11 protein-coding genes are annotated in these 11,892 nt (G+C 40.1%); 10 read left to right on the top strand and 1 reads right to left on the bottom strand.

The features are described 5' to 3' along the window. Nucleotides 1–18 precede the first annotated feature (18 nt). The gene (locus AAC006_RS07275) at nt 19–651 is read right to left on the bottom strand and encodes an XrtA/PEP-CTERM system exopolysaccharide export protein (protein ID WP_185864123.1); all 633 of its coding nucleotides are present in this window, start codon (nt 649–651) and stop codon (nt 19–21) included. Nucleotides 652–800: 149 nt separating this feature from the next. Between AAC006_RS07275 and AAC006_RS07270 the strand changes: the two genes are divergently transcribed. The 10 genes from AAC006_RS07270 to AAC006_RS07225 all read left to right on the top strand — a co-directional run bounded on the left by AAC006_RS07270 (nt 801) and on the right by AAC006_RS07225 (nt 11,783). Then, nucleotides 801–2,213: a TIGR03013 family XrtA/PEP-CTERM system glycosyltransferase gene (locus AAC006_RS07270; RefSeq protein ID WP_126871657.1), complete on the top strand. Its 1,413-nt coding sequence runs from the start codon at nt 801–803 to the stop codon at nt 2,211–2,213. Between the two features lie 81 nt (nt 2,214–2,294). Beyond that, complete coding sequence (xrt, locus tag AAC006_RS07265; protein ID WP_185864124.1) at nt 2,295–3,662, top strand: exosortase; 1,368 nt, start codon at nt 2,295–2,297, stop codon at nt 3,660–3,662. A 3-nt stretch (nt 3,663–3,665) separates the two neighbouring features. Further along, nucleotides 3,666–4,751, top strand: a complete 1,086-nt coding sequence (locus tag AAC006_RS07260; protein WP_126871659.1) for a GNAT family N-acetyltransferase — start codon at nt 3,666–3,668, stop codon at nt 4,749–4,751. Beyond that, on the top strand, nt 4,745–6,073 hold the full coding sequence (locus AAC006_RS07255; RefSeq protein ID WP_126871660.1) for an O-antigen ligase family protein: 1,329 nt from the start codon (nt 4,745–4,747) through the stop codon (nt 6,071–6,073). The genes AAC006_RS07260 and AAC006_RS07255 overlap by 7 nt, the downstream gene beginning before the upstream one ends. Before the next feature lie 20 nt (nt 6,074–6,093). Then, nucleotides 6,094–7,029, top strand: coding sequence for a glycosyltransferase family A protein (locus AAC006_RS07250; RefSeq protein WP_126871661.1), 936 nt, complete (start codon nt 6,094–6,096; stop codon nt 7,027–7,029). Then, nucleotides 7,026–7,967, top strand: a complete 942-nt coding sequence (locus AAC006_RS07245) for a hypothetical protein (RefSeq protein ID WP_126871662.1) — start codon at nt 7,026–7,028, stop codon at nt 7,965–7,967. Before AAC006_RS07250 ends, AAC006_RS07245 begins: the two co-directional genes overlap by 4 nt. Continuing rightward, nucleotides 7,964–8,902, top strand: a complete 939-nt coding sequence (locus AAC006_RS07240) for a glycosyltransferase (RefSeq protein ID WP_232370652.1) — start codon at nt 7,964–7,966, stop codon at nt 8,900–8,902. Before AAC006_RS07245 ends, AAC006_RS07240 begins: the two co-directional genes overlap by 4 nt. An 86-nt stretch (nt 8,903–8,988) precedes the next feature. Further along, the gene (locus AAC006_RS07235) at nt 8,989–9,975 is read left to right on the top strand and encodes an endonuclease/exonuclease/phosphatase family protein (RefSeq protein ID WP_126871663.1); all 987 of its coding nucleotides are present in this window, start codon (nt 8,989–8,991) and stop codon (nt 9,973–9,975) included. A 100-nt stretch (nt 9,976–10,075) separates the two neighbouring features. Beyond that, nucleotides 10,076–10,519, top strand: coding sequence for a hypothetical protein (locus tag AAC006_RS07230; protein WP_126871664.1), 444 nt, complete (start codon nt 10,076–10,078; stop codon nt 10,517–10,519). A 412-nt stretch (nt 10,520–10,931) separates the two neighbouring features. Next, nucleotides 10,932–11,783, top strand: coding sequence for a hypothetical protein (locus AAC006_RS07225; protein ID WP_126871665.1), 852 nt, complete (start codon nt 10,932–10,934; stop codon nt 11,781–11,783). Nucleotides 11,784–11,892: the final 109 nt, after the last annotated feature.

The raw sequence follows: 11,892 nt of genomic DNA, 5'->3' as shown, positions 1-11,892 counted from the left end.
TCCGTTTACTACTTAGAACTAAAACCAAGCTTCTGGAATAATAATTATATCGCCAGGGAGAATGTCTACATTTTGTTGAATGTCGCCGCTTCGAATTAAGTCGTCAATACTTAAGGAAAATGTGGATTGCTGACCATTGATCACGCGTACTAATTTTGCGTTATTACCGTCGGCAAACTCAGTTAATCCGCCAACAGCTATCATTAAATCGAGTAATGTCATGTGTTCAGTATAACTGACCGCGCTTGGGTTAGTGGCTTCCCCAATAACTCTTACTTGCTCACTTAACGGGCCAGAAAAGTTATTAACACTCACGGTAACGCGAGGGTTATTAATATAAATTGATAACTGTTCTTCAATTTCGCGAGCCAGCATAGAGGGCGTGCGTCCTGCCACATCGATATCTTCGACCAATGACGTGGTTACTTTCCCATCAGGTCTAACAATAAACTGACCGGATACTTCAGGGTTTCGCCAAACGAAAATGGTTAGCGAGTCGCCAGGGCCGATTAGGTATTGATATTCATTTACATCGGTTGTTAATGATGCTCTGGTGGTAGCTTGGGGGAGAGTTGAAGTATTCGAGCACCCAACAAGTATTGAAACTAGTAAAAATGCAAAGCTTAAATGCATGTTTTTTAAACGAAACATAAGAGATCATCCTACACTCATTATGGTTAAATTGTAGCTTTCGGTGTTTACCCTACGGCAAATCTCACTATAATGCCAATAACAATTCTAGTCTATTAGAATAAATCCCTCTATGATGGGGATTAGTTCGTAGTATTAAGGGGCCAGGGGTGGCAGTAAATAAGCGAAATCAAAATAAGCGCTCTAATATTCTTGTAGTAACAGAAGCGCTACTTATAGCTTATATGGGATACATTACGTACTTTATCCTCACACAGGTTGGGCTTGTTTCGAAAGTTCCACCGGAAAAGCTGATCATTAACGTAGGTTTACTTACTGTATCGATTCTTCTTTGCTCACTGTCTGTGGGTCTGTATGAAGCAAAACTTAGGGAAACTTTTCGCGGCATTATAAGACGGATTTTTGTCAGTGTGGGGCTAAGTTACTTCCTTGTTGAAATCGTCAGTAGGGCGTTGTTCGATAATCTGGTGATGGATGCCTATTTCCTGCCGGCTGCCGTATTTTCGATTATCATCACACTGGTCATTTTTCGCTACTTTACGAACCGCTTAGGGCTTTTAGGTTTAGGTAAAGTTCGTATAGTGGTGCTAGGGGCGGGTGAAAGAGCATCAATTATTGAAAAGCGGATGCGTCGCGATGTGGATAGAATCGGATTCGAAATGGTTGGGTTTGTGCCTATCCCTGGTGATAACCGAGAAGACGGTATTCGCAGAGAAAAAATCGTTCACATAAAGGTGGATGAGAACTTTCAGCAGTTTATAAACGACAATGATATTGAAGAAATTGTCATTGCGTGTGATCAACGTCGTGGCACCTTGCCCGTTGAAGTCCTTTTTGAATGTCGCCTGCGTGGTATTGAGGTTACCGAATTACTCGACTTCATGGAAAGGGAGACGGGGCAAATTGTAGTAAACTTGATGTATCCAAGTTGGGTTATCTACTCAAATGGTTTCCAGAGCCAAAATTACCTCAGAGATGCGCTTGACTACAGCCTTAACGCTTTACTGGCACTTTTTGTGTTTATATTTGTATGGCCAATCATGCTCACTACTGCACTCATCATCTATCTTGATGACGGTCGACGCACCGGGGTATCGGTGTTTTATGCTCAAGAGCGAGTTGGTTTAAATGGGCAGCTGTTCAAAATACTGAAGTTTCGAAGCATGCGACCTGATGCCGAAAAAGACGGTGCTAAATGGGCAAGTAAAAATGACGATCGAGTAACGCGAATTGGGCATTTCATTAGAAAGTATCGTATCGACGAACTACCTCAATTACTTAATGTGTTTAAAGGTGAAATGTCTTTCATTGGTCCTCGCCCTGAAAGGCCTCAGTTTGTTGAGCAGTTAGTAAAAGAAGTACCTTATTATAACCAGCGCCATAATGTTAAACCCGGGTTGGCTGGTTGGGCGCAACTCAATTACCCCTATGGGGCAAGTGTGGAAGACTCCATGGAAAAGCTTAAGTTCGACCTTTATTACGTTAAGCATCAAAGTCTTCTACTAGATATTCTTATACTTATCAGAACTGTTGAAGTGGTGTTATTTGGAAAAGGCAGATAGCCTTCAAATATTCAAATAGGGATTAAGAGTATGCTAGCAAGGAATGGCCTAATTGCGTTTGTTACAATGGCTACGGTCATATTGGGTTGGGCGTTATTAAACTTTCCCGTTATGAAGACATTGTGGGATAACGGCTTTGACGACGGCACGTACTCTCACGCTTACTTAATACCCGTTATTATTTTATATCTGATATACACTGCAGCTGAACAGCAAAAACTGATTTTTAGAACAAAAATTAGTTATGGATGGTTAGCTGCAGGCATTGTTATTGGTGGTTTATTTTGGATAAGTGTCTGGTCTCAAATTAGCCTTCTGTATTGGTCATTGTCCCTTTCGCTGCTTATTCTTTTGAGTTTACAAATTTTTAGATTGAGTTGGTCGCTCATATTTCCCCTCTCGTACTTAATTTTCATCTATCCCTTTTGGGGGGCATTCGCCGGCTTTTTTCAAGAACTTTCTGTATTTATGGTGACATTTATCATGTCATTTACGGATATTCCCGTTTTTGTAGAAAATGAATTTGTTACTATTCCAGCAGGTGTATTTGAAATCGCAAGGGGGTGTAGTGGTTTGCGGTATATCATCGTATCGCTTGCGATAAGTTCACTTTACGTATTTCTTTACCTTAGAACATTTAAAAGCGCTTTTATCTTCATATTGTTTGCAATCGTAGGCGCATTAGTAACTAACTGGCTAAGAATAGTTTTCCTTATTCTTATTGGAGATTATACCAATATGGAAAGCTCTCTAATGACTGACCACAACAACTTTGGTTGGTATATCTATGTTCCCGTGGCACTAATTCAGTTTTATCTGGGGGGAAAATTAGAACAGGCAGACGAAAGAATGCGTGTAATCAATCCCGTCACCGAGGTATCACCTGAAGCAGCAGAAAAAAATTCGCCACTAACGGCAACAGTAGTAATAGCAACAGTAATGATTCTCTGTTTTTCATCATATGCAGCGCAAATGTCTATTCAAAATAGTACCGTCCTACCTGAAAATTGTGAGGCTGAGTTTGATACCCGAAATCATATCAATTTAGACGTACTCAATTACTCTTTTGTCTGCAGCGTTGCCAGTGATGTTAATAACGAGCAAAAGCGTGTCTTTTATTTCAATGCCGAAGAATTAGATAACAAAGCATCATTCTACTTAAATACCATTATACCTAGCGACCACACGTCAATATCGAAAGTGATTTCTGACGGGGAAAATCAGGTAGTAAGTCGTGACAAGGTGGGGGATTTTTGGCTTATTAAGTATGTTTATATCATTGACGGCCAAACGTTTTCTTCTGTACGGAATTTTAAACTTGCTCGAATTAAAAGCGCATTGAAAGGGGTTAATACTCATCGTTTGGTGGTGACCGTGACTAAATGCCCCGATGATTGCTCTTCATCGAGCGCTACATCCTCAAAGAACTCCCCACATGCCGGTTTTTAAGTGATGGAAGTGCGCATTTTAGACTCAGAACAACAAATAGTAGAGAGCAAGGAGTCTTGGCAGAAGCTTTATGCTAGTGCAAGTAACAGCAATGTTTTTCTTAGTTATGAATGGATAACGACATGGATAAGTGTATTTAAAAACTGTGTGTCGGTATTGGCGGTAGTGACAGTCTGGGATCTTGATGAGCTAGTATGCTTATTGCCTCTTTATAAACGAGCAGGGGACCGCGCTGGCGTATTCTGGTTTGTAGGTAGCGGAGAACCAGAAGCTGCAGAAGTATGTAGTGAAGGCCTGGATATGCTGTCAGCTCGGTTAATTAGTACCGAGATTAACCAACTACTCAAAAAGGCGATTGACACTATTGGCCTTAAGAAATTAGTTGTTTCAAACTCAACAGAAAAAAATCAAGTTAGCATGATGTTTGAATATTTAGGGTATAAAAACCTTAAGGAGTTCAAAGGGAATCGGTATTTTATTAATACCGGAGATAGTAAAACCAAGCTCGAAAAAAGAACTTTCCGCTATCTTAAGGCTGCTGAAAAGCGTGGTATTACCTATCATGTTGTAGAAAATGTTTCGGATTTAGAGCTTGCCTTTGATGAATTGAAGCGTCTTCACAATACAAAATGGCGTCGACCTGGACACCCTTCTATTTTTGACCACCCGTTATTTGACGCCTTTCACAATAGTGTTTTGCAAAAGCTTTTAGCAGTTGAAAAGTTGTCTTTAATCGCTATAAAAAAAAATGAACAAACGATAGCGGTTAATTATTCAATGATATCCGGTGATGACCTAGTGTTTTACCAAAGTGGAGTAGACACCTCTTTTAAACCCAATATTTCTCCAGGTATGCTTCTGCATTGCGCTCAACTTCGACAGGCCCGCATATTAAACCTAAATAATTATGACTTTTTACTATCAATGCCTCCTAGCTACAAAGAAGACATTACGGAATATAAACAACCCATTTACAGCTTCACTTTTCATAAGTACAGCACTACATTTTTCTTCGAGTGTTGGCGAACCGCTATTATGAAAGCATTAAGTTACCTAAGAGTTCGAATCTTAGGGAGAGTGTCATGGTAAATAACAAAAGTATGCAAATGAATAGTAATTCTGCCAATCATGCCTCTTTCGGGTTCTTCCTACTTGCGATTTATACTTTTTTACTGCTCGCTCGTCCTCACGAATGGCCGATATTTGATATTGAATTTCCATTATTGAGAACGTTTCTGATACTGACGTTTTTCTCCTATTTAGTGAGCTTCAGGCCGAAGATTTGGAATGTCCAATGTACGTTATTAATTCTACTGCTTTTCTCTATGTTGCTATCAGAAATTCGTGCTTTTCGCTATTTTAGCGACCTGAGTAAGTTAATAGAATGGGTTAACGCCAACATTATTCCGTTTATTCTCTACTTCAGTTTACTGAGCACGGTCAAACGCCAGAATGTGATTTTTTTCATATTTTTAAGCTCGTCATTAATTATGGTTCAGCACGCCTACAGCCAAATACAAAGCCCGACAGGCCAAGGATGGGCTGAGTCAGTGGTTTACCGTTATGATGGTGGTGGGGAGTCGGTTCAGGCCCGGTTTGTTGGTACTTTTAACGACCCCAATGATATGGGAATGTTTCTTGTCATGAATATGCCTGTCGCTGTGTACTTCCTCTTAACTGGCAAAGGCGTGGTGACTAAAGTGGGGGCGCTGGCCTCAGTCTTAATGCTATGTATGGGAGTATATTGGAGTGGCAGTAGGGGCTCACTTCTAGGGCTCTTGAGTGTTTTCTTTTGTTTGTTTTACATAAAATTCGGTAAAGTTAAAGCCATAATTTTAGCGTCAATAAGTATTCCAGGTGTACTCGTTGCGATGGGGACTTTTCGGAAAATCAGTAAGGATGACGAGAGCGCAAGTCAACGTTTAACCGCATGGTACGAAGGTATACAAATGCTTAAACATCGACCCTTATTTGGCTTCGGTAAAGAACGCTTTTTAGAATATCATTCGAAGGTTGCACATAATACCTATGTCACGGTAATGGCGGAGCTTGGAATATTCGGATATGTCATGTGGGCTATGTTTATGATTACAGCCCTTTATATGCTTTTGAGTGTTATGAAATGCAATGATGTTAGCCCTGGACATGAAGAGGCGCTTAAAAAAGAGCAGGTCTTAAGCCAGTACTTGTTGGTTGCTTTAATTGGGTACGCTGTTACTGCATTTTTCATCAGCCGCAGTTATATAATGGTCGTGTACATTTTTGTCGCAATGGTAGCGGCGATGTATTACCGAGTCGGAAAAATTACGCCACTTTCACTTAACGGCGGCATAATAAGAAAAATTGGTGGGTTAGCAGTCCTAAGTTTAGGGGCGCTTTACTTTGCCATAAGAATATTACTATCACTGTAAACATAGATGAGAACAATCAATTGAATCAACTAAAAGCTAGTATCATTGTTGCTATGTACAACGGTGAGGCAACGGTAGAAAAGACGCTTAACAGTATCTTAGCTCAAGCCTATGAAAACTATGAAATTATTATAGTGGACGATGGCTCCACAGACTCATCCAAACATGTTGTAGAAAAATACCTTGATAGCCCTAAAGTTCGATATGTCTTCAAAGAGAATGGCGGAGTAGCAGCCGCGAGAAATGTAGGCATTGAGTACGCGGAAGGGGATATCGTTGGCTTTTGTGATCAAGACGATTTGTGGAAGCCAAACAAGCTTGAAAAGCAAATGGAAGCGTTTGAGCAGCACCCTGATGTTGGCGTTGTTTACAGTTGGATTGAAGTTGATAGAAACGGTGATTTTAGTATTAGTAAGCCGCGCTTTGAGGGTGAATGTTTTAAAGCCTTATTAATGCAAAATTTTATTTCATGTTGTACTGGAATGGCGAGGCGAAATTTACTTCTAGAAATAGGAGGCTTCGACGAAAGTCGAGAATTGCATGGTGTTGACGATCGGCATGTGTGGCTTCGGTTAGCAAGAATTACGCGCTTCGGCGTAGTGAGTGAACCCTTGGCAACTTACGTAATCCATGGTGCCAACTACTCACTCAATGAGGCAAAAATGCTTACAGCAGATTTAATTTGCATAAGTAAAATATCCTCAATTAGCGGTTTAACTGAACAAGAAAGAGCATGGTGTAAAGAAGCTAAGTACCGGGTTTATCGTCACTATGCGAGCAACTTTTTCTATATCAATGAGCTTAAAGAATGTTCCTCTTGCTATTCAAATGCATGGATGCTCAAAAGATACCGAATAGATTTATTAATCACATCCTTGATTCTAAAAGTGACGCCTCGCTCATTATTGGTGTCTATTAAGAAAATGAGAAAAAGAATCAAAGGGGAGGTGGCATGAAGCCAAATGCGATTGTAGTGGTCGGTATGCACAGAAGCGGGACTTCTGCCGTTTCGGGTCTTCTTTCCGAACTGGGTGTTTTTATGGGAAGTTCTTTGTTTGCACCCCAAAAAGGGGTCAACGAAAAAGGCTTCTTCGAAAACTCCTTACTTGTGGATCTTAATGACAGGCTTTTGGACGAGCAATTATTATCTTGGGATCACCCGTTAGCGCTTTGCATCACCCCTGAAGTCGCGGATTCTTTGGCAGGTTATAAAGCTCAAGCTCAACATCTTTTAGATAAAGATTATGCAAAAAAAAACCTTTGGGGTATGAAAGACCCAAGAACTACCTTGCTATTGCCTTTCTGGAGAGAGGTACTCGACAGTAAAGGAATCAAAATTAATTTTGTTTTGATGTTACGTTCACCAATGGAAGTTCATGGTTCGCTTAAAAAGCGAGATGGATTTTCTATTAATAAATCGATGCACCTTTGGCTAAATTATACGCTTTCTGGTTACATCGGAGCTAAAGGGCTGAACCCTTTCATCCTGAAGTATCAAGATTTGTTAAATACTCCAGATGATTCAGCAAGAAAAATATTTGAACATTTCGAAATATCTACTGGGAAAAATACCCCAAAGCAAAGTTTTATAGATAAAAAGTTAAAGAATCAAAAGGCAGTAGAGGTACCTAATGAGCCTCTTGTTCACCTTGCAATGGAAGTCTTTGAAATACTCAGTAGTGACGTGGTGGATGAAGCCCGCCTAGCCGAGTCAGTTAATGAATATAAAGTTTATTTAGCGTCTTTGTCGGGTGTGCTTTCCGAGCATTTGAATGCGGTCAAAACAGAAGAGGTTTATTTCAAACGTCACTTTTTAGATGCCTATGAATCTATTTGGTGGAAGCTAAGTTGGCCGCTCAAAAGAATTGAATCGTTTTTAAGAACCAAATATTGAGAAAGCCAGCCATGGAAAAAGTCACTATTGCTATTATCACTTGTAAAAGGCCTATTTGGTTAGCTCGGTTACTCGACGCTCTACAGGAGCAGGTATTTTCAGAAGATCTAACGCTTTCTATTTTAGTTGTCGATAACGCATGTGATAAAGAAACAAAGGACATTGTAGATAAGCGTCGTTCTGGCCGTATACCAATCCATTATGACGTTGAAGGACAGGCGGGCATTGTATACGCCCGTAATAAATGCGTTTCTATTACAACATCCATGAATAGCGATTATTTAATATTCATTGACGACGACGAATGGCCTAAAGAGAAAACTTGGGCTTCGGATTTGGTTTTAAGTGCCAAAAAGTACGCTGCAGATATCGTCACTAGCCATGTTATCTCGGTTGACGAAGCTGGAAAACAGAACTGGGCTACTGAAATTCTTTACCCAGCACCCGTTCAAAGCGAAGGACAGGAGTTAAGTGTTTTCTACACCAATAACTTACTGTTGAGTAAACACGTACTGGCTAAGATGTCACCCTGTTTTGATGAACGTTTCGCGATGACTGGGGCAAGTGATTATCATTTTGCGCTTAAATGTACCCATGCTGGGTTTAGGTGTATCTACACCGATGCCCCAGTTGTTGAAGAAATGCCTTCAAGCAGAAAAAATATAAAGTGGTTTTGTCGTCGCGGATTTCGTTCGGGGATCGGCTTTACACGTTCGCATATTTTTGAGGAATCGCTTTTAAAAGCTGTGTTAAAGAGCAGTATTTTGTCTATTGTCCGCGTGATACGCGGTGTTTTGCTAATAGTTAAAGCGTTATTTTTGCGCAGTAAAGGTACGCTTGTTGATGGGTTGTTCAGGGTGTGTTCTGGCGTTGGTACCTTTATGGGGCTATTTGGCGTTAAGCACGAAGAATATAAAAAGATTCATGGAAAATGACCCGTGTACTGCGTCGTTACGCGACTAGCTATTAAGCCCAAACACCATTAAAAATAGCCACTAAAAATATATCGGGACCGAAAATAATGATTCTTGCTTTATGTCGCGTAGTTAGCATACTCCTACTTTGTATAGTATTCGTGGTCAGTGGAGCTTTTATCCTTAATATAGAGCTATTTGATATTTTTTATTTTCTCGACTTTCTACCAGACTATGTTTTGCTTCTACTGTGTGTTCCTGCGTTAATATTTCTCGGAAAGTCAAAACGATACTTGGTCCCCTTAGCATTACTTGCCATATTTTTTGCTTCACCTTTTAACCTCTCTTTTTTCAGTAAAAAAGTTACCGCAGCGACGGAGCATGAAAATCAGCTCTCAATCGCATCTTACAATGTCGCTCAACGTATCGAAAAAGCAGAACTATACAATTGGTTCATAGAACAAGATTTAGATATTCTGTTTATCCAAGAGGCATCGCGCCTAGGTCAGTTCAAAGTAGGTGAAGATGACAGCGTTTATACTAATTGCGTTCAGCGCCTATGTATCTTATCGCGCTTTGAACTTGAGGAATTGGATAGTCTGGATAGAAAACCCTTGGGCGGATGGGGTCGGTTTGTTTCATTGCACAGTGCAAAAATCAGGGGGGATTCAGTCCTGTTAGCCAATGTTCATTTTGCCTCGATATCTAATTTTGGGTATAGGTTCAACACGTTGAAAGGATTTGAATCAAAAGTATCCTTGTTTAAGGATACAAAGGCTGTTGAATTTGGTCTAGCTCGCGCTTTATTAGATAAATGGACCGATAACGACGCAGTGATCATCGCTGGGGACTTTAACATCACTGATAGAAACTACCAATATGAACAGTATTGGGGTGACCTATACAACCTTTTCGCCGTTGGCGGTAATGGATATGGCTTAACGCGTAAAAATAGATTGTTAAGCCCGCGCATAGATCACCTACTTGTAAATAAAGCATTCATGCCTATTCATTCCGAGGTGGGAGAAGATATGGGTAGTGACCATTTACCAATTCTCGGGGTTGTAGTATTGAAGGGAGTCGAAAGTGAATAAGCTGAAATGTACTGTCTATGCTGATAATAACTCAAATCATTTGCAGCAAATCTATACGGGCTTAACTATGCTGCATCGCTAGGGTAGGTTCAAGGTATCCATGCGAGTTGGGAAAGAAGCACGTAAAAGTACTGTGCCGTTCAGCGTTCAGCCCAACATCCTGCATATCGAGCTTGCGGGTAAGAAGTTGTGCTTTGATACGTCTGATAGTGCGGCAATTGACCTTGAAGCGTACGCACTGACTGATCATTATTTTAAACGTTGTGCGCTTTTTTACAGCACCAAAGAGTGGAAAAAAGAGTTAATAAAACAAGTAGACTTTCTAGGGAAACTACATTTTAAAGCATCAGTTTCTAATATTAGTTCTACCCCTGTTTTAAGAGAACAGGCTAAAGTACTTTTTTTAGCTCGCCTCTGGGACACTGAGAGCGATAGTTATTTCCAAATTAGCGACCAGCAAAAAACGCAAAGAGAAGAAATCAATGTCCAGCGTGCTAAGTGTATTGAGCTTTTAAAAGATGAATTTGGGAGTCGATTTCCCTGAGGGTTAATTGCGACTGATTTCGCAGTCAACCAACACCCTCAATTAGTGGTTGATAGCGCTGGTCTAACGACAAAAAGTAATTAACAGAACACTGTGAAGTCTCATGATATTTATATTGCGTCAACGGGGCTTCACGGCTTTATAGGATGGAAGTTTGGTGAGTATAATGCTATGTCTAAATCGATTGTTACAGAAAAAACTTAAATTATGTTCCTGATTTAGCTGAAGGAAGTCACTACCTGGCGTTTACAACAGCACAAGAGTGCGTAGACCAAGCTATTAGGTTAGATGAAAGTACAGACACTAGGTTTTCTATGATGAAAGAGAATCACCGCTACTATGAGTCTAATTTGAGACCAGATGCCCTTTTAATTAAATGTTTTGAGCGCGTACTTTAGAATTTGAGATAGTCATGACAGTAAAAGTAGCAATTTGTTTTTTTGGAATAACTAGAGGTGTTTCTACTACATATAGAAACATTGAAGCGAATATATATTCTTCTATAGCGGCGCTCAATTTTGAACATAAAGTGTTTGCGCACTTCTTTGAGCAAACACGTGTTGAAAACAATAGAAGCGGAGAGAAGGGCACTATCGACCCTAACGATGCTTATTTACTTTCTCCTGATGATATATACTTTGAGCCGCCAGAGCTATTTCTAGCTGATTCTACTTACAAGAATGTAATAAAGTTTGGTGACTTCTGGGAAGATGAGAACAAGTCTATTAAAAATCTATACCATCAGCTTTATTCAATGGCCTCAGTGACTGATAAATGCCTTAAATGGCAGCCTGATATTGTATTGTTTTTACGTCCCGATTTGCATTACCACGATGACTTCAGGACCATCATCGAGCAAGCAAGTAAACGAATTCATAAAAACTCTCTTGCCCTACCTAATTGGCAGCATTGTGGTGGTTATAACGACAGGTTTGCTGTGGTCACTGGTGAAGAGGCCATAGTTGCCTATGGGAAACGATTTAATAAGATGCTTAAATTTTGTGAGGAAACTAATAGTCCAATCCACAGCGAAAGGTTAGTGAAATATTCCACATCCGCTTTTGATGTGTCTTTTATTCCTTTAAGAGCATCAAGGGTAAGATCTGATGGTAGCGAAGTTGAAGAGCTATTTTTACATTATAAGACCATGCTATTTTCGAGGTGGTTAGAAAACGTTAGTAGTGTAAGCCAGCACTATAGAAGAAAAATAGTTTGGCTCTACCAGAAGTTAAGATTCGGTGACCCTTATAAAGGTCTAGATTGAATACGCGATTATTGGGCGTTATATAAAGGACTTACCCAAACAAAGTGGACATCACCTATAGTTAGATAAGAGGTGGCTTATGGCTAGTAAAAAGAAGGTTCATGCATAC

The sequence above is a fragment of the uncultured Alteromonas sp. genome (genome assembly GCF_963976965.1).
GTDB classification, from domain to species: domain Bacteria; phylum Pseudomonadota; class Gammaproteobacteria; order Enterobacterales; family Alteromonadaceae; genus Alteromonas; species Alteromonas naphthalenivorans.
The sequence above is the reverse complement of the archived record's forward strand: the minus strand, read 5'-3'. Positions and strand labels throughout refer to the sequence as shown.